Below are 18,977 nucleotides of genomic sequence, written 5' to 3'. Positions count from 1 at the left end.
CTTCCGCGAAGTCACACAAATGAACTTGAGCGTACTAGACTCAACTTTGAAGGCATCACTTCCAAGCACCTCATGAAAGGACCTCTCTTGGACGCCAAGTTCACCACTAAGAGCCAGGAGGCTCTTTCCGCCGCAGCCATGAACGCCTCCACCGCCGGCAATCCCACCGTCGAGCCCGCCCACCTGCTCAAGGCCCTCATGGACCAGCGCGAGGGCGTCGCGGTCGCGCTGCTGAAAGCCGCCGGCGTCGATCCCGATGTGGTCAGCGTCGCAGCGAGCACCGCCATCCACAACCTCCCGGCGTCGTCCGGCACCTCCGTGGCGCAGGCGCAGCTGGGCCGGAACACGCTGCTGACTGTCCAGGCGGCCCAGCAGGCCGCCGAACGCATGGGCGACATCTACGTCTCCACCGAACACCTGCTGCTCGGCCTTGCGGACGACGCCGGGGCAACAGGAAGTGCCCTGCGCCAGGCCGGTGCCACCCGGCAGGCCCTCGACGCCGCCCTGCCCACCGTCCGCGGCGACGGCAAGGTCACCACGCCGGACCCGGAAAACACCTTTCAGGCGCTGGAGAAGTTCGGCACCGACCTGACGGCCGTGGCCCGTGCCGGCAAGCTCGACCCCGTCATTGGCCGCGATTCCGAGATCCGCCGCGTCATTCAGGTCCTTAGCCGGCGCACCAAGAACAACCCGGTCCTTATCGGCGATCCCGGCGTGGGCAAGACCGCCGTCGTCGAAGGCCTGGCCCAGCGCATGGTGGCGGGAGACGTGCCCGAATCCCTGCGGGGGAAGTCGCTCATCAGCCTCGACCTGGCGTCCATGGTGGCCGGAGCCAAATACCGCGGTGAATTCGAGGAGCGGCTCAAGGCGGTGCTGGAGGAAATCAAGGCCTCCGACGGGCAGGTCGTCACCTTCATTGACGAAATCCACACCGTGGTGGGGGCCGGCGCGTCGGAGGGCTCCATGGATGCAGGCAACATGCTCAAACCCATGCTGGCCCGCGGCGAGCTGCGCCTGATCGGTGCCACCACGCTGGATGAATACCGCGAAAACATTGAAAAGGATCCCGCCCTGGAGCGCCGCTTCCAGCAGGTCTACGTCGGTGAACCCAGCGTCGATGACACGATCGGCATTCTCCGCGGGCTCAAGGAACGCTACGAGGCGCACCACAAGGTTGCGATCGCCGACTCCGCCCTGGTGGCCGCCGCCACCCTCTCCAACCGCTACATCAGCGGCCGGCAGCTGCCGGACAAGGCGATCGACCTGGTGGACGAGGCCGCTTCCCGCCTGCGCATGGAAATCGATTCGGCGCCGGAGGAGATCGACCAGCTCCGCCGCGCCGTCGACCGCCTGACCATGGAGGAACTGGCGCTCAGCGGCGAAACCGACGAGGCCTCCGTGGAACGGTTGGCCGCCCTTCGATCGGACATGGCGGACAAGAAGGAGGAACTGTCGGCCCTGAACGCGCGCTGGGAGGCGGAGAAGGCCGGCCTGAACCGCGTGGGCGAGCTGAAGGCGAAGCTTGACGAGCGCCGTTCCGTGGCTGAGAAGGCCCAGCGCGACGGCGACCTGGAGCTGGCCTCCCGGATCCTGTATGGGGAACTGCCGGCGTTGCAGCATGAGCTGGACGCCGCGGCCGCCGAGGAGGAGACGGAAAAGAAGGACCTGATGGTGGCCGAGGAAGTCACCGCCGACGACATCGCCGAGGTCATCTCCGCGTGGACGGGCATCCCCGCCGGGCGCATGCTGCAGGGAGAAAGTGCGAAGCTGCTGAACATGGAGCAGGTGCTCGGCGCCCGCCTGATCGGCCAGTCCAAGGCCGTCACGGCCGTCTCCGACGCCGTCCGGCGCGCCCGCGCCGGCATCAGCGACCCGGACCGTCCCACGGGATCCTTTCTGTTCCTGGGCCCCACCGGGGTGGGCAAGACGGAACTGGCCAAGGCCCTGGCGGACTTCCTCTTCGACGACGAACGCGCCATGATCCGCATCGACATGAGCGAATACTCCGAGAAGCACTCCGTCGCCCGGCTGGTCGGCGCGCCTCCCGGATACGTCGGCTACGACGAGGGTGGGCAGCTCACGGAGGCTGTCCGGCGTCGCCCGTACTCAGTGGTGCTGCTGGATGAGGTGGAGAAGGCACACCCGGAGGTCTTTGACATCCTCCTCCAGGTGTTCGACGACGGCCGCCTCACCGACGGGCAGGGCCGCACCGTTGACTTCCGCAACGTCATTGTGGTGCTCACCTCCAACCTCGGCTCCCAGTTCCTGGTGGATCCTTCGCTGTCCGACGACGAGAAGCACAAGGCCGTCATGTCCATCGTGGAGGCGTCGTTCAAGCCCGAGTTCCTGAACCGCCTGGACGAGATCGTCATGTTTGACGCGCTGAGTGTGGACGAGCTGTCCAGGATCGTCGACCTGCAGGTCCAATCGCTGGCGGCACGGCTGGCCGGGCGCCGGCTGGCCCTGGACGTGACCGACTCGGCGAAGGCGTGGCTGGCGCTGTCCGGCTATGACCCCGCCTACGGGGCACGGCCCCTGCGACGGCTGGTCCAGCGGCAGATCGGCGACCGCCTGGCCAAGGACATCCTCTCCGGCCACATCAGCGACGGCGACACCGTGCTGGTGGACACGGCCGCGGACTTCGAAGAACTCGCCATGGCGGACGCGTCAGCTGGCGAGTCGGGACTGACCGTGCGGCGCAAATAACGCGCTTAACCGTCAAAAGGGCTGCGCCCCCGATGGGAAAATCCACCGGGGGCGCAGCCCTTTTCTGCGCGTGGCGCACTGGCAGTCCGTCTCCGCCGGTGCGGGCGCTATTGGATCAGCGACGTCTTCAGGTGATCGCCCGTCGGGTCCACGACGATGCAGTCAATCCGGCGGTCGTTGGCGGTATCCCACGTGCTCTCCGAAGGGTAGGCCTTGAATTCCTTCAAGCCCGCGTAGGCCTTGGTTGCATCCGTGTACTGCACGGCCTTGCACACCGCCGCGGCCTTGGCCTTGAGCACATCATCGCCCGGAAACGCGGTTGACTCCGTGAGAACCGAGGAACCCACCACCTGGGCCGAATGCAGGCTGCTGCACACCACCACGTCGGCGGCCTGGTTGATGCCGACATAGCCGCGCAGGCAGTCACCGGTCAGCCAGTCCTCCGGCGAGGCCCGCGGCACGATGACGTCGTCCGGGTTGGTGGAGGCACCCGACGTGGCGCCCGCGACCGCGGTGGGGGACCCGGCCGTGGAGTTGCCGGAGAAAAGGCCCAGCAGCAGCCAGACCAACAGCGCGACGAGGACGAGTCCGACCACGACCACGCCGAGGACGATCAGCAGCTTGCCCTTGTTTCCCTGTTGTTTGCCGGCGTCGGGCGCAGGCGCCTGATTCCAGCTTTGGTTGGAGGCGGGCTGGCCGGAGCCGGTCTGGCCGGGCATCGGGGGGATGGGCGGGACGCCGGGCCGCACCGGCGGCAAGGCGTCCGCGCTCTGTTCGCCCGAAGCCTGTTCGCCCGAAGCCTGTTCGCCCGAAGCCTGTTCGCCCGCGGGCGCTCCGGTGGCTGGTCCGCCCGCGGCCAGGCTGGCTGCTGCCGCGTCCGCCTCGCCCTGGGCATGCTGGGCAGGCGACTGCCAGGCGTTGGCCTTGGGCTGCCAGGGCGTGGCCGACTGCTGCCACTGCGTGGTGGGCTGTTCCCACGGCGTCTCCGGGCGGCGCCAGCCGGAACCGTCGTCAATGCCGCGGCCGACGCGGTGCGGCCCGACCCCGGGTGCGTCCGGGTGTTCTGCGGCGGCAGGCGCCTCAGCTGCAGCGGGCCCCTCAGCTGCAGCAGGCTCGTCGGCCTCGGGAACAGGGGGAGCCGATGGTGAGGCGGCCGCGGAAGGCGGCTGGCCGGCGTCGTGCGTCACGGCGGTCGCGTCGGTATCCCGGCCGTGCCCGGATTTGGGCATGTCGAAGTCGACGGCCGCCGGTGGCACGGAGGAGATGACCTCGGCAGCGCCGAGCTGCGTGGATCGTGCGGCCTCACGTTCAACTTCGGCCGCCTCGGCTTCCACCTTCTTCAGGTCGACGCTGTCGGCCGCTTCCGCGCTGATCTTGGCTTCCCCGAGTTCAGGTTCGGCAAAGTCGAAGTCGGCTGCGGAAATCTGGGTTTCCTGCGTCGCGTCGGCCCCCTCGGAAGCGTCGGTGGCGGGGACATCCGCAACCGGCACGGTGCCCTCCGCGGGAGGTTCCCCCGATGAGTGATCGTTTGCCTTGTCGTGTTCGGTCATGAAGAACTAGCCTTCCCTGCTGCGCCGGCGGCCGGCACCATTTATTGCCTGGACAAAAGGAATTCAGCTTCGCCCTGGGCGCAAATAAAGTTCCCCCTGCGGGAGTTAACTCCCCCATCCTCCCGACTCTATCCAATATTTCGCCGGCGTCGCGGAAAAATATTGGCCGCCCATGGCCCAACGATCCAAGCGCGGGCGCAGCCGGTGCCGATCTCATGTAATCTAGGAGTACGACAAATTGACCGAATATTCCGGAGCCTCGCTCTCAGCCCGAGCGACCACCTCCGGTCCAAGTGTAAAAAGGGGGTCACGCCATGGGGCGCGGCCGTCAAAAGGCGAAGGCAACCAAGCAGGCTCGGGACATCAAGTATTACTCCCCGAACACTGACTATTCAGCTCTGCAGAAAGAGCTCGGAGGGACAACCCGGCGAGCCCCGAGCCATCACCTTGAGGCTCCTGCAGAGCCTGATTACTCGGCGTATGAAGACAAATATGCGGATCAGTTTGAGGACGACGACGAGGCAGACTCCCGCCGCATCGGCTAGGAGCGTCTAGTCCACCAAATGCAACAAACCCTGCACGACGCGAAGCCGAAAGGCCCCTGCGACGGGCGGGGATTTTGTTGTTCCCCAGCGGCTCCCTAGCCTCGTTCCTCGGCCAGGGTCCCTCGCCGCTGTGGGCCCAGCGGCTCCCTAGCCTCGTTCCTCGGCCAGGGTCCCTCGCCGCTGTGGGCCCAGCGGCTTCAAAGCAAAAATGCCGCCGAAGGATCAAGCCGCGTAGCTGCCCACCAGGCGGACGGCCCCGCCGTCGACGCCCTTGGCGCCCTGCGTGTAGTCGGTGCCGGAGCGGTCGGCGTCGAAGGACTCAGCGGAGACGGTGCCCATGACCCACGACGGCAGGCCGCGTGCGTTCAGGCGTTCCACGGCGGCGTCGGCGGCGTCCGCGGAAACCACGGCCACCATGCCCACGCCCAGGTTCAAGGTGCGCTCCAGGTCGGCCAGCGGCACATTGCCCAGCTGTGACACGAGGCTGAAGATGGCCGGCAGGCTCCACGTCGAACGGTCCACGGTCGCGACGAGGCCCTGCGGCAACACGCGGGCCAGGTTGGCGGCCAGGCCCCCGCCGGTGACGTGGCTGAAGCCGCGGACGGCCTTTTCGGCCGTGACGGGCAGGAAACGGGTCAGGTCCAGGCAGTCGGCGGCGTACACGCGGGTGGGTTCGAGGAGTTCCTCGCCCAGGGTGCGGCCAAATTCGGACACCTGGCGGTCCAGGGCCCAGCCGGCGTGGTTGATGACGCGGCGCACCAGCGAGTAGCCGTTGGAGTGCAGGCCGGAGGAGGCCATGCCGATGATGACGTCGCCTGCCCGCACGCGCGCGGGTCCGAGCAGCAGGTCCGCCTCGACCACGCCGGTGCAGGCGCCGGCGACGTCGTACTCGTCGGGCGCCAGCAGGCCCGGGTGTTCTGCGGTTTCGCCGCCCACCAATGCGGTTCCGGCCACGGTGCAGGCGGAGGCGATGCCGCGGACAATGTCCGCCACGCGCTCCGGGACCACCTTGCCGGTGGCGATGTAGTCGGTCATGAACAGCGGCTCGGCGCCCACCACCACGATGTCGTCCACCACCATGCCCACCAGGTCAAAGCCGATGGTGTCGTGGATGTCCATGGCCTGGGCGATGGCCACCTTGGTGCCCACGCCGTCGGTGGACGTGGCCAGGTACGGCTTTTTGTAGCTCAGCAACCTTGAGACGTCATACAGTCCCGCGAAACCGCCAAACCCGCCCACCACGGACGGGCCGTGCGTGGCCTTGACGGCTTCCTTCATGAGTTCGACGGCGCGGTCCCCGGCCTCGGTGTCGACACCGGCGCTGGCGTAGGTGATTGCGGTGGCGGATTGCTGGGAGGCGTTGGTCATGGCGTCTCTTTCTGGCAAGGTTCTTGGGAGCCGGGGGCTTAGGAGCCGTCTGCGGCAGAACGGTCTTGGTCGGTCAGGATGGATTCCAGTTCCGCGTCCGGTCCCGGATCGCAGCCCGTGGAGGTGGTGCTGTCCGCCGGCTTGGTGCGCTCGAGCAGGTTCTTGCCGAGGCGGTCGCTGGACGGCAGCTCAATCGGGTAGGTGCCCGTGAAGCAGGCAGTGCACAGCTGTTCGCGCGGCTGGAGGGTGGCGTCGATCATGCCGTCCTCGGAGATGTAGGCGAGGGAGTCGGCGCCGATCGACTTGCTGATCTCATCCACGGCGGCGCCGTTGGCGATCAGCTCGGCGCGCGAGGCGAAATCGATCCCGTAGAAGCAGGGCCACCGTACCGGCGGGGAAGAAATTTTCACGTGGACTTCGGCGGCGCCGGCCTCACGCAGCATGCGCACCACGGCGCGCTGAGTGTTGCCTCGGACAATGGAATCGTCCACCACCACAATCCGCTTGCCGCGGATCACTGACTCCAGCGCGTTGAGCTTGAGCCGGATGCCGAGCTTGCGCAGCGTCTCGCTGGGCTGGATGAAGGTGCGTCCCACATAGGCGTTCTTGACGAAACCGTGGGCGAACGGAATGCCCGACTGTTCGGCATAGCCGATGGCGGCCGGAGTTCCGGATTCAGGTACGGGGATGACCAGGTCCGCCTGGGCGCTGTTTTCGCGTGCCAGCTGGCGGCCCATCTCCACGCGGGATTCGTAGACGGACCGGCCTGCAATGGTGGCGTCCGGGCGGGCCAGGTAGACATATTCGAAGACGCAGCCGGCGGGGGTGGCCGGGGCGAAGCGCTGGGTGCGCACGCCATCTTCGTCGATGGCGATGAATTCACCGGGCTCGATGTCGCGGATGAAGCTCGCGCCCATGGTGGCGAGCGCGGCGCCCTCGGAGGCGACCACCCAGCCGTTTTCGAGCCGGCCCAAAACCAGCGGACGGACGCCGTGCGGGTCGCGTGCCGCGTAGAGCGTGTGCTCGTCCATGAAGACAAAGCTGAAGGCGCCGTGGATCTTGGGCAGCAGCTCGATGGCCGTTTCCTCGAGCGAGCGGCCTTCCTTGCCCTTGAGCAGGGTGGTGACCAGCGCGGTGTCGGAGGTGTTGCCCTGTGCCATCTCGCCCGACGTGGGGACGCCGTCGGTGGCCACCACCATGTCGTACAGTTCGGCGGAGTTGGTCAGGTTGCCGTTGTGCGCGAGCGCGACGGTGCCGCTTCCCGTGGCGCCCAGTGTGGGCTGGGCGTTGGCCCAGTTGGAGGATCCCGTGGTGGAATACCGGCAGTGGCCGACGGCGATGTGCCCGGTCAGGGTGTTCAGGGTCGGTTCGTCAAAGACCTGGGAAACGAGGCCCATGTCCTTGTAGACGCTGATGCGCGAGCCGTCGCTGGTGGCGATTCCCGCCGATTCCTGGCCACGGTGCTGCAGGGAGTACAGCCCGTAATAGGTGAGTTTTGCCACTTCTTCACCGGGCGCCCAGATCCCCAGGACACCGCAGGCATCTTGGGGTCCCTTTTCGCCGGGCAAAAGGTCATGTGATAGTTTTCCGTCTCCGCGTGCCACGAGAAAATTGTCTCATGTAATGGCGGCGGGCTCTAACGCATGCCCGCAGCCGTCGGGCATCGTCAGTCGCCGGTTCCATCCTCCGGAACGGACTCGACCACGGCCGTTTCGGTGCGCCGGATGCTCCTGCGGTCGATGACCAGGGCCGCCACCGCGCCCAGGCCAACACCCGGAACCATCAGCAGCACGGCGAAAAAGCCAAAGACACTGCCGGAGCCAAACTGCTCCGCACCGTTCGAGGCGTAGGCAAGAATCGCTGCCACAATCACGCCCAGCAGGGCGCCGGCAACCATGAAGGGGACGTACTTGGGCGCGCGGCGCACCGTGAGCCGGCGGCGCGGAGCCGGTGCCTGCACGGCGTCGGCTGAGGGGTCAACGGGCTGGGAAGTCATACCTACAAGGGTACCCGCACCGCTAGAGTGGCAGTTCCCCCGAAAGGTCGGCCCGCAGCCCGGAAGCCGCCACCAGGCCGCGTTCGACGGCGTCACCCCAGCCCGTCCGTCCGGTCACCAGCGCAAGCCAGGTTCCGGCGTCGCACTCCACCACGTTGGGCGGCGTGCCCCGCGTATGCCGGGGCCCGGCCACGCACTGGGTTACGCCGAAGGGCGGCACGCGCACCTCGACGGAATTGCCGGGGGCGCGGGCGGCAAGTTCCTCCAGGGAGTAGCGCACGGCCATGGCCGTCACGGCGCGGGGCACGCCCCCCTGCTTCCAGGCGTCAAGGGCGGCCCTGCCCTCGGAAATGTCAATCCGGCGTCGGGAAACCACGGTGCCCCTTAGTTCAGGAGGGCGCTGACGGCTTGGCCTAGGCGGAGACTGCCCGCGGGCCTGCCGCCACCCATGATGGGCGGGACCACCTTGCCGAGCACCGCGGCCACTTCGGGGACGTCCAACGCCCCTGACGCCGCCAGCAGCGTCAGCGCCACCAGGGTGGCGGCGCGGCCGTTGCCGTCGAGCATCTTCACGGCCACAGAGGCCCCGGCGGGGGTGGCCATCGCCAACACGCCCTCGGCCCCTAGTTTGGCCAGGACGCCCAGGTCCTCCATGACCACGGTGTTGGGCCGGCCGTGTCCCTCCACGGCCCACGGGTAGTCGAGCATCGAGGTGGCCACTGTCGCGGCGCGCGCGTTGGCGGACTTGTCCGACGGCGCCTTGGCCAGGGTGGTGAAGGCCCGGGCCAGGCCCTTGAGCGTGACCGACATGACAGGGGCGCCACAGCCGTCGACTCCCGTATGGCGGATCGCCTGGCCCGTGTATTCCTCCAGTGCCCGGCGCACGGCGCGCTGCATGGGATGGTTCGGTTCCAGGTACCCGGCCGTGTTCCAGCCATTTTCCTTGCAGGCCCACAGGAAGGCAGCATGCTTGCCGGAGCAGTTCATGGCCAGCTTGGACTTGCCCCGGTCCGTGCGCAGCAGCCACGCGCGGGCCTCAGAATCCGAAGGCCAGGCGGCGGGGCAGCCCAGATGGTTCTCGGTGAGACCGGCCGCCTTGAGCATGCCGGAGACAATGTCCATGTGCTCCAGCGACCCGGTGTGGCTGCCGGCGGCGATGGCCACCTGCGCCCCGCGCAGCGGAACTCCGGACTGCATCGCCGCAAGTGCCTGGAAGGGCTTGACGGCGGAGCGCGGGAAGATGGGGGAGTCGACGGCGCCCAGGGACGTGACCACGGATCCGTCGGCGGCTACCACGACGGCGGAACCAACGTGCCGGGACTCGACAAATCCGCTGCGTTCCAGGACGGCGAGTTCAACGGCGTCGTGCGCCCGGAAGGTCTGGATCATGGTGTCATCCTAGCGACTAAAGGGCGGAAGGCTGCGCGGCGGCGCCGTCAACAGTGGTCCGGTTTTCTACTGGGGTGTGGGCAGGCCCGCGGATTCCTTGATGAGCAGGGGCACGTTGCCGGCTGGTCTGTCCGTGGCGGCCGCGCCGGAAATGGCGTCAAGCTGAGTGGTGTCCACGTAGATGGTGACGGTGCCGTTGCGGCCGTCGCTGATGATTCTGTGGATGGCAGAGGCCTGCGCCGGTGGCAGCGATGCCTGCCAGGCGGCCACGGCCCGCAGCGCCGCCTCCAGCTGTGCGACGTCGAAGGTGACCAGCTTCGGGACGGCGCCAGCGCGGGAAACCGCCTTTTCAGCCTCCCGTGTGGTGATGGCCACGTGGAGCCGCCCGCCTTCGATCCAGGAGTCGGAGTAGGCGCTGCCGAGCGCCGCCTTCAGCTGGTCGTTGAGCATCAGCAGTTCGGTGGACTGCTCAGTGGCAGGAGCAGTTGAACCGGTTTGCGGTCCGCCCTGCTGGGCGCCCGGTGTGTCGCCCGGGGACTGCTGGGGGGCGCATCCGCCCATGGCCAGTACTCCTGCCATGCTCGCGGCGGCGAGGACGGCCGCCAGCTTCCTGTTGTTCATTTCTTCCATTGCCACGTCCTGTCCAGTGTCAACGTCCTGCATGAACTGGATGACCGTCCCATCAGTGTTCCTGTTCCGTATCGGGCCGTTCCTTGTCGCGGCGCCGGAACAGCAGGAGTGCGCCGCCGGCCAGCAGCAGTCCACCGCCCGCCGCGCCAAAGCCGCCAAGCGTGCCCGGGACGCCGGTTTCGGCCAAGGCGCCACCGGCCGCCGAGCCCTGGGCCGCCGTGACGCCGGCCTCGACAACGGTCACCGCGCCGCCGGAGAGCGGGACGGCCGCCCGCACGGGCGCAACCACCCGGAACCTGATGGTGGCCGCCGTCGAGGTGTTCCAGTCCTTCAGGGACTGCCTGGCGGTAAGGGCGTAGCGTCCAGGGGCCAGTGCCTTGGGCGCTGCCACGGACCACCTGCCGTTGGTGCCGACGTGCGCGGTGCCTGTCACGGCGCCGGAAAGGACAATGGTGGCGCCCGGCTTCCCTGTACCCGTGATGGTCCTGACCGGTGCTGCAGCCGAGCCGTTCGCTGCCGGGGCGGTGAAGGCGGGCGCAGCCAGTGTCTGCTTGACTATAGTGACGTTGAAGGTGGCCAAAGCGGAGGTGCTGAAGCCGCTCTTGGCGCGGGCGGTGAGCTTGAACGTGCCGAAAGTGTTGGGGGCCTTGATGGACCACGTGCCGTTGGCGCCAAGGGGAACCGTGACGGTCCTGCCGCCGATGGTCGCGGAAACGGTGGTGCCGGCCGGCGCCGCGGCGACCCTGCCGGTGATGGTGGTTGACCGGTGGATGGTGCCGTTGGCCGGGGTGGCCAACGTGGGGGTGTTGACGAAGATCCTGACCGTGTAGCCGCCGGTGTGGGCCAGGGCGTCCACCAGGTCCGTGCTGTAGGTCGTGGTGCCGTCGCCGGCGCTCAGGATGCCGACGGCGGTAGTGCCTGAGATAACGGGGGCGCCGGAATCGCCACGGTCGCTGGGGAGGGTGGAAGCAAAGCCGCGCACGCCGCGGACGTCCGAGACGCTACTCGGGTTCTGGACGCCCGCGACGAGGAAGAGTCCCCGTCCCGTGACGGTGCCGCAGGTCCACCCCGTGGTCCGCCCCGACTTGCAGATGTCGGCGCCCGGGATGGCCGTTGACACCCCTGTGACCCTGGTGGCGGCGGCCGGGAGGTTGGCCGGGTCCATCCAGTGTGTCGCCAAGGGAAGCTGGTTGAGGCCTGCGGTGATGTTGTCAATGACGGAGACATCGGTGCCAATGTTGCCGACGCCAGCGAGGCTTGGGGCCTTGGGGTCGAAGCCGATGACGGGGCTGTTGCCTGGGCCTCCGAACTGGGAGAAGCCGAAAGTGCCCAGGCTGCCCAGGAAGGCGATGCCGGAGATTGGGGGCCTGGCGGCGGCGTCGTGGGCAGGGTCGGTCAGCAGCGGATTCTTCAGGGAACCGTCTAGGGTGCAGTGGCCGGCGGAGATGACGGCGGGCCGACCGGCCCTGTTGAAACCGTTCCAGCCGATGCTGCACGCCTCATACTCGTTGCCGGAAACATGGGACGCGTAGCCCTGGCCGTCCACCACGTCGCCGGCGAAGGCAGCGACGTGGCCGTCCGCTGGCTTCACGACCACGTTCCTGTACTTTGCGGCAAAGTCCGCTACGGACGCTGCGGACGCCACGGGGGCGGCAGTGGGCACCCTGGCCGCCGAGGCAGCGGGGGCGGTTGCCGTTCGGGGCGGGGACGCCGGCGCCGGCGGCTTGGCCGCAGTGTCACCGGTGCGGATGACATAACGGCCAGACGCATCGACCATGATGGACTGCAGGTTCTTGGCTCCGAAAACTTTGGCGTAGTCCGCGAACAGTGCTTCCACGCCGCCTGGGTCAACCTTTCCCGGGGCCGGCGAGGCCGCCTCCGGGATTACGGTGATCTTTGCGGTGCCGGCGGCTTTTCTGGCAGCGGCGGCATCCGTGGTCACCGCCTTGATGGAGTCACCATCCACGGAAACCACGGACGCGGGGTCCGACTTGCCGACCGCAGCTTCGACGGCGGCGGCTCCCCTGGCCAGCTCGCCATTGGCCTCGAACTCGGCCACCGACTTGCCAAGATCGCGCTTGAGGGCCGCTTCCAGGCCGGCCGGGAGAGTCCCGGCCGGTTGCGTTGCTCGTTTTGTGGGGGACGGGTCCGCCGTGGCGCTGGGGGCGGGAGCCGTTGCCGTGGGAGACGCAGGGGCGCTGGAAGAGACTGCCGACGTCGGAGCTGCCGGTGCGGGGTCCGTGGCCGCCGTGGTGGCCGATGGGGCGTTGCCGGCGGGCGATGCCGTGGGGGCCGCAGTGGCGCTGGACGGTGCCACCGCCGTCGGGCCCTCTTGGGGTGCTGCCGAGGCGCCGCCGGCGGCAACAGTGCCGCTGGCCAGGAGCGCCGCCACCGCGCAGGCCAAAGATCGGCGCCAAACGAAACCACGGGTGCTTGCGTGCATGTACCTGTCCCCCTGAAGTTGCGGACCGCCTGGGCCGAAAGGTCCGGTGCTCGGTTGTCGTTCCCGGGATGGCTCCGGACGGGCGCCATCCATTCGCAAAGCTATCAAGTCCGCCTCGCGGCGGCAATGGCCGTCAGCCCCTGTTACGGCGCGGTTCCGAGGCTGCGTTGACGCCATGCGGCCGGCCCGGAACGGTCGCCGTCCCCGGCGGACCGGCAGTTTACGGACCCGGACGCCAAGCCAAGTACGCTTGTAGCGTGAAGGTCCTAGTGATTGGCCCGGGCGGCCGCGAACATGCCATTGTCCGATCGTTGTTGAGCGACCCAAGCGTCACGGAGGTCCATGCGGCACCCGGAAACGCGGGGATCGCCGCCATTGTGCCCACGCACAGCATCGACGCCAACGATCCTGCGGCCGTGACGGCCCTCGCGCTGAGGCTGGAGAGCGACCTGGTGGTGGTGGGCCCCGAGGCGCCGCTGGCCGCAGGCGTGTCCGACGCCGTGCAGGCCGCCGGCATCCCGGTATTCGGGCCCAGCCGCGAGGCCGCCCAGTTGGAGGCCTCCAAAGCGTTCGCCAAGGCCATCATGGCCGAGGCCCAGGTCCCCACCGCCATGGCCATGGTGGCCGCCACCGCGCAGGAGGCGGCCGATGCCCTGGACGCCTTCGGCGCACCCTATGTGGTCAAGGACGACGGCCTGGCAGCGGGCAAGGGCGTGGTGGTCACCGATGACCGCGACGAGGCCCTGACCCACGCGCAAAGCTGCTTTGACGCCGGGGGCACGGTGGTCATCGAGGAATACCTCGACGGACCCGAGGTTTCCCTCTTTGTGCTGGCCGACGGCCGCACGGTGGTCCCGCTGGCGCCGGCCCAGGACTTCAAGCGCATCTTTGACGGCGACGAAGGGCCCAACACCGGCGGCATGGGTGCCTACTCGCCGCTGGAATGGGTGCCGGCAAGCCTGGTCGAGGAGGTCATCGACCGAGTCGCCCAACCCACCATCGACGAAATGGCGCGCCGTGGCACGCCATTCACCGGCGTCCTGTACTGCGGACTGGCCCTGACCAGCCGAGGCACCCGGGTCATCGAGTTCAACGCCCGCTTCGGGGACCCGGAAACGCAGGCCGTCCTGGCCCGCCTCAAGACACCCCTGGGCAGCCTCCTGCTTGCCGCGGCCAAGGGCCAGCTCGACGAGGCCGACGAACTCCGCTGGGCACCCGAGACCGCCGTCGCCGTCGTCCTGGCCAGCGCCAACTATCCGGGCGCTCCACGCACCGGCGACCGCATCCGCGGCCTGAAGAAGGCCAACCGCCTGGACGGCGTCCATGTGCTGCACGCGGGCACGGCCGTGGACGACGCCGGCAACACCGTCAGCGCCGGAGGGCGCGTTCTCGCGGTGGTCGGCTTGGGCGCGGACCTGGAGGACGCCCGCGAACGCGCGTATGCGGGCATGGAACAGATCTCGCTCGAAGGCGGCCAGTACCGGTGCGACATTGCAGCCAAGGCCGCGCGCGGCGAAATCACCGTGGCCGGTACGGCCGCCCAGGCGTAAGGAACACCAGATGACTTCGGCACCAACCACCGCCCCTACCCTGCCCGGCTGGGAACACGTCTACTCCGGCAAGGTCCGCGACCTCTACGTCCCCAGCGGCTCCCGAAGCTCGCAAGCTCGCTCCGGGACCCTCGCCGCTGTGGGCCCTGATGCGGCCCGGAGCTCGCAAGCTCGCTCCGGGACCCTCGCCGCTGTGGGCCCTGATGCGGCCCGGAGCTCGCAAGCTCGCTCCGGGACCCTCGCCGCTGTGGGCCCTGATGCGGCCCGGAGCTCGCAAGCTCCCTCCGGGACCCTCGCCGCTGTGGGCCCTGATGCGGCCCGAAGCTCGCGCGCTCGCTCCGGGACCCTCGCCGCTGTGGGCCCTGATGCGACTGTCGAGACCCAGGGTTCGCCGAGCCCAGCCGGCGGGCACCCGTTCGCCGGGCGCAGCGACGTGGTGCTGGTGGTCGCCAGCGACAGGATCAGCGCCTTTGACAACATCCTGGCCACCGAAATCCCGGACAAGGGACGCATCCTGACGCAGCTGAGCCTGTGGTGGTTCGAACAGCTCGACGTCCCCAACCACCTGGTGGCCACGACGGTGGAGGACGGGGTGCCGGTGGAAGTCGCCGGCCGGGCCATGGTCTGCAAAAAGCTGGAGATGTTCCCCATCGAATGCATCGCGCGCGGCTACCTGACCGGATCGGGGCTGCTGGAGTACCGCCAGCGGCAGACGGTATGCGCGTTGCCGCTGCCGGCCGGCCTGCAGGACGGATCCCGGCTGGAGCCGGCCATCTTCACGCCGTCGGCCAAGGCGGAGGTGGGCACGCACGACGAAAACATCACCTTTGAAACCATGGCCGGTACCGTTGGCGCCGAAGCGGCCGGCACCCTGCGCCGCCTGACGCTGGGCATCTATGCGAGGGCGGAGGAGATTGCGCGCGGGCGCGGCATCATCCTGGCTGACACCAAGGTGGAGTTCGGCACGGATCCCGCGACCGGCGAAGTCACCCTCGGCGACGAGGTCCTCACGCCGGATTCCTCCCGCTTTTGGGATGCGCAGCTCTGGAAGCCGGGCCGGGCCCAACCCAGCTTCGACAAGCAGTATGTGCGCGACTGGCTGGTTGGTCCGGAATCCGGCTGGGACAAGAACGGCGAAACGCCTCCGCCGCGGCTGCCAGCCGACGTCGTCGAACGCACCCGGGGACGCTACGTTGAGGCGTACCAGCGACTTACCGGCGCCGCGTTCAGTTAGCTGCCGCCCAGGGTGCCGGAGCGGCGCAGCGACTCGATGTCCACAATGCTTTCCATGGCCTGGGAAATCCTGTCCGTGGCCCCGGCATCCGTGAACATGGCCTTGGCATCGTTGAAGGCGGCCAAGGCGTCCTCGACGCGGCCCTGCGCCTTGAGCACCTTGCCCAGCAGCAGCGCGGTGTCGCCGGCGATATGCGTGGCGAGGGTCTCGCGCTCGGCCCCGATGCTTTCCAGCAGGGTCAGCGCCGCGGCCATGTCGCCGTTGAGGTAGAGCCACCGGGCCCGCAGCAGGGAAACCTCCAGGGCTTCGGTGCGGGTGGCGCCCACCACGGAATGCGCCAGTTCGCTGCGTTCGATCGCTTCCAGCGTGGCCGGCTCGACGACGCCCGCCGCCAGCCGCACCCAGGCGGTGGCCTTGTTGAACTGGGCCCAGCGGGAAAGGTCCTGGGTGGGGGAGAGGAGTCGGCCTGCCTGTGCGTGGTGGAACAGGCCCCGGTTGACGTCATGGCGGATGAACGCCACATTGCCGATCACCCAATGGATTTCCCCGGCCAGCTGCGGCGGCGTGGATTCGGTGACGGCATCCGCCAGGGTCAGGCAGTGCTGCCAGGCCCCTTCAAGGTCGCCTGCTTCGGCGAGGGCCCCCACCAGCGTCTGCAGGCCGATGAGGTAGGCGGCGTATTCCTCGTCGGTGTCCCCTGAACCTATTTCGACCGCGAGCGTGGCCTGCTCGATTGCCTCGGGCAGGCGGCCCAGGCTCAACAGGGCGGCGGACATGGTTTGCCGGGTGCGCAGCGTCAGCGCGTCGCTGTCCGCGGTCAGGGCGTGGCTGAGCAGTTTTTGCAGGACCTCCAGGGCGTCTTCCTGGCCGCCGCAGCGCAGCAGCGCGTTCGCCTGCAGGTAGGACATGTTCCACCAGGTGACCGAGTCGTGGCTGGCGAGGGCCTTTTCCGCCGCGGTGCCTGCGCTTTGGGCTGCGCCTACGTAGTCGCGGGTGTCCCAGCACTGGCGGGCATAGAGTGAGGCAATGAGGTAGCTGCTCTCCTCCGTGGAGACGGGCTGCGCCCACTCCTCGATGGAATGCGGGGCCAGCTGCAGCTGGCGTGAAAGCTGCTTGATAATTTCAACGGTGGGCTCGCGCCGCCCGTTTTCAAGCAGGGAAATGTAGCTGGCCGAGTACAGGGCCCCGCCCAGTTCCGCCTGGGTCAGGCTCCGCGCCAGGCGCTCCTGCCGGAGACGGTCACCAAAACTGCTGCCCACTATGCTGCTCCTCTTGCAAACCACCATGTCGATGCAAATATTAATGTCAACTCTATGCGCTATGACTAGTTTGTGTTAACCCGCTACAGATGTTGTCAACCGGAATTGTTGACGATGCTTCCGGCGACGGGGGCTCCTTCTGCTTCCGGCGGTCCGTGAAGGGCTACATCGGCACCCCTCCGCACAGCGTGAGCTTGTACAGCGAGGCATGCCCTTCCCTGGCCACCAGGGTGAAGCCCTCGGTGCCGCCAGCCAGGGTGACGCCGGGATACAACGACTTCGGGTTGTCAAACGCCGGGATGTAGTCCGTGCCGAAGTCCAGCAGGTAGGTCACGCCCAGGCGCTTGGCCGCAGCACACACGGCCTGGTCGCTGCCCACCCGGTTGAGCCAGAAGCGCAGCGTGTACTGGTCCGCGGTGAGGTCGCCTTGGGAACTGTAGGGGAAGAGCATGTGCCGGCCCGCCAGCGCCATGGCCAGCGCCGAACCGTTGTACGGGTTGTTGGCAATGACGTCCCGGGACGTGGTGAGCGTGTCGAGCCGGCGGATCAGCGACAGCTCCTGCGCGTCCACCTGGGCCAGCCTGTCCGGCTGGGGCGGGACGTTGTATATCTGCCCCACCGCGCCGGCCATCTGCCAAAAGCCCGGGTTGGAGAAGGCGAGGACGACGGCGAGGACCGCTGCCGCCGTCGTCGTTCCCTTGCGGGTGGAGACCAAGCGGAAGCGCCTGGCCCGGACCCGGTCGAGCAACCGGCCCAGCCCCAGGGCGGCCAGCGGGACGGCGGCCAGCGGCATCAGGGCCGCAATGCGCTCGGGGTTGTCCCACCACGGGGCCATGACCACGTTGGCGACGGGCAGGTTGGTTCCGGCGGCCAGGGGGTAGGTGAAGCTGAGCAGCAGCAGCGATGCCGGCAGCCAGCGCATTCCGTGCACCCTGGCCGCGGTCCACGCACCGTACAGCGCCAGCAGCGTCAGGGCGACGGCGGGGAACCAGATGGGGTCCGGGGCGTGGGTGACGTTGCGCACCAGCGCCAGCCAGAAGGGCAGGAACGCCGGGCTGGTGTAGTTGAAAAGACTTCTAAACTGTGGCAGGGACAGCAGGACGCCGGCCGCGGCGGCCACGCAGGCAGCCAGCGCGGCGGTCAGGGCCCAACCACGGCGCGGGCCCCGCCGGAATCCCCTGCGCAGCCACAGAAAGACCCGGTGGACGAGCAACGGAGTGAGGACCAGCAGGATGCTGAAGACGCCGTTGGGCTGGGCCATGGCGGTCCCGGGCAGGAAGAGCACGACCATGGCCAGCGCCATGGCCGGCTCCAGCGGCGGGCGCGCGGGCGGGCGGATGATCAGCAGGACCAGGCCCGCGCCGGCGGGGACCATCGCGTTGGACAGCAGGTTGGGGTAGGCGGAGCCGTATTGCAGCAGCAGGTAGGGGAAGGCCGGGAAGGCCGCAGAAAGGGCGCCGGCGGCCAACAGCACGCTGCGCTTCTCCCCAAACAGCGTTCGGGTGAAGAACACGCAGGACAACGGCCACACCAGACCTGCCACGGCCAGCGTGAGAACGTTCATGGCCGCCGGAATGCTGATGCCTGTCAGGAGCACCAAAAGGCTTGCCAGCCCGTGCCAGGCGGCGGGGTAGAACGCGGACTTGCCCGGGGGCAGGATGAAGCTTGAAATGGAGAAGGAGGACGCGTTCCTGGTCTGGACGGCGTATTCGGTCGCGTTCAGGTGGAACACGGAATCATAGCCCTGGGTGAACTGCCCGGGGCTGGGTGAGACCACCACCAGGAACACGGCGGTCATGGCCAGGGCCGCCAGGACTCCGATGGCGGCGGCCGGCACTGGTCCGCGGGAGCCGCTGGCCCCGCGTCGGCCCGTGAAGCTTCCTGGGCCGGCAGCTTTAAGTGCCGGGATGAAGCGGCGGGCCAGCCAGGCACCCGTCACGGTGACACAGGTCCCCAGCAGCACCACCGGCCACCCCCACGGCAGGCGGATCAGGGGCGCCACCACGGCGCTGGCGGAAACGATCGAAACGGAAACGGCCGGCGTCAGGCACATCGCGGCCAGGCCGCGGACGCGCAGGGCCGCGAAGACGGCGGCGCCGGGCACTCCGAGGATCAGCAATGTCACGGCCAAAGCGGGCACGGCCTCGATCCACGACGTCACAGTGGTGCCCCGAAACTGGTGCCCTTGATGTCAGCGCGCCTGGATCTTCGCCACGACGAGGCAGTTGGGCGTCAGCGGGCCGTGGCCGTCTCTCCCGGCGTCGAAGATGTGGCCGCGTGTGGAACGCGGGGGAAGGTTCTGGCTCA

At 68.4% G+C, this 18,977-nt stretch carries 14 protein-coding genes; 4 read left to right on the top strand and 10 right to left on the bottom strand.

Annotated features, from left to right (window positions below):
* The first annotated feature begins 87 nt into the window (after positions 1–87).
* Positions 88–2,706 carry an ATP-dependent chaperone ClpB gene (gene clpB, locus DMB86_RS01105; RefSeq protein ID WP_113716187.1) on the top strand — a complete coding sequence of 873 codons (2,619 nt, stop codon included), beginning with the start codon at positions 88–90 and terminating at the stop codon, positions 2,704–2,706.
* Positions 2,707–2,813: 107 nt separating this feature from the next.
* Here the strand turns inward: clpB and DMB86_RS01100 are convergent, their stop codons facing one another.
* A complete protein-coding gene (locus DMB86_RS01100) occupies positions 2,814–4,256 on the bottom strand; it encodes a hypothetical protein (RefSeq protein WP_113716186.1) in 1,443 nt (480 codons plus the stop codon).
* Between the two features lie 314 nt (positions 4,257–4,570).
* On the opposite strand from DMB86_RS01100, the gene DMB86_RS01095 reads away from it, so the two are divergent.
* Positions 4,571–4,801, top strand: coding sequence for a DUF3073 domain-containing protein (locus DMB86_RS01095; RefSeq protein ID WP_113716185.1), 231 nt, complete (start codon positions 4,571–4,573; stop codon positions 4,799–4,801).
* A 222-nt stretch (positions 4,802–5,023) separates the two neighbouring features.
* Here the strand turns inward: DMB86_RS01095 and purM are convergent, their stop codons facing one another.
* The 7 genes from purM to DMB86_RS01060 all read right to left on the bottom strand — a co-directional run bounded on the left by purM (position 5,024) and on the right by DMB86_RS01060 (position 12,576).
* Positions 5,024–6,169, bottom strand: a complete 1,146-nt coding sequence (gene purM, locus DMB86_RS01090) for a phosphoribosylformylglycinamidine cyclo-ligase (RefSeq protein ID WP_113716184.1) — start codon at positions 6,167–6,169, stop codon at positions 5,024–5,026.
* A gap of 38 nt (positions 6,170–6,207) precedes the next feature.
* Positions 6,208–7,773, bottom strand: coding sequence for an amidophosphoribosyltransferase (purF, locus tag DMB86_RS01085; RefSeq protein ID WP_113716183.1), 1,566 nt, complete (start codon positions 7,771–7,773; stop codon positions 6,208–6,210).
* Between the two features lie 62 nt (positions 7,774–7,835).
* Entirely contained in the window at positions 7,836–8,165 is a 330-nt protein-coding gene (locus DMB86_RS01080) for a hypothetical protein (protein ID WP_113716182.1), read from the bottom strand.
* Between the two features lie 22 nt (positions 8,166–8,187).
* Positions 8,188–8,541: a sterol carrier family protein gene (locus DMB86_RS01075; RefSeq protein WP_113716181.1), complete on the bottom strand. Its 354-nt coding sequence runs from the start codon at positions 8,539–8,541 to the stop codon at positions 8,188–8,190.
* A gap of 8 nt (positions 8,542–8,549) precedes the next feature.
* A complete protein-coding gene (locus DMB86_RS01070) occupies positions 8,550–9,554 on the bottom strand; it encodes an asparaginase (protein ID WP_113716180.1) in 1,005 nt (334 codons plus the stop codon).
* A gap of 66 nt (positions 9,555–9,620) precedes the next feature.
* Positions 9,621–10,184 (bottom strand): hypothetical protein, encoded by a 564-nt coding sequence (locus DMB86_RS01065; protein WP_129545439.1) that lies wholly within the window; start codon positions 10,182–10,184, stop codon positions 9,621–9,623.
* A 52-nt stretch (positions 10,185–10,236) separates the two neighbouring features.
* Positions 10,237–12,576: a hypothetical protein gene (locus tag DMB86_RS01060; RefSeq protein ID WP_171814325.1), complete on the bottom strand. Its 2,340-nt coding sequence runs from the start codon at positions 12,574–12,576 to the stop codon at positions 10,237–10,239.
* 308 nt (positions 12,577–12,884) lie between these two features.
* Here DMB86_RS01060 and purD point away from each other — a divergent pair, with 308 nt between their 5' ends.
* Both purD and DMB86_RS01045 read left to right on the top strand, forming a co-directional pair.
* A complete protein-coding gene (purD, locus tag DMB86_RS01050; RefSeq protein ID WP_113716176.1) occupies positions 12,885–14,177 on the top strand; it encodes a phosphoribosylamine--glycine ligase in 1,293 nt (430 codons plus the stop codon).
* Positions 14,178–14,532: 355 nt separating this feature from the next.
* Positions 14,533–15,411 (top strand): phosphoribosylaminoimidazolesuccinocarboxamide synthase, encoded by an 879-nt coding sequence (locus tag DMB86_RS01045; RefSeq protein ID WP_418202337.1) that lies wholly within the window; start codon positions 14,533–14,535, stop codon positions 15,409–15,411.
* Here DMB86_RS01045 and DMB86_RS01040 read toward each other — a convergent pair.
* Both DMB86_RS01040 and DMB86_RS01035 read right to left on the bottom strand, forming a co-directional pair.
* Positions 15,408–16,670 (bottom strand): helix-turn-helix domain-containing protein, encoded by a 1,263-nt coding sequence (locus tag DMB86_RS01040; RefSeq protein ID WP_113716174.1) that lies wholly within the window; start codon positions 16,668–16,670, stop codon positions 15,408–15,410. The two genes, DMB86_RS01045 and DMB86_RS01040, sit on opposite strands and share 4 nt — an antisense overlap.
* Before the next feature lie 163 nt (positions 16,671–16,833).
* Entirely contained in the window at positions 16,834–18,810 is a 1,977-nt protein-coding gene (locus tag DMB86_RS01035; protein WP_129545438.1) for a DUF6541 family protein, read from the bottom strand.
* Positions 18,811–18,977 lie beyond the last annotated feature (167 nt).

The sequence above is a fragment of the Arthrobacter dokdonellae genome, assembly GCF_003268655.1.
GTDB lineage: Bacteria > Actinomycetota > Actinomycetes > Actinomycetales > Micrococcaceae > Specibacter > Specibacter dokdonellae.
Note: the sequence above shows the minus strand (reverse complement) of the source record. Positions and strands in the feature narration are given on the sequence as shown.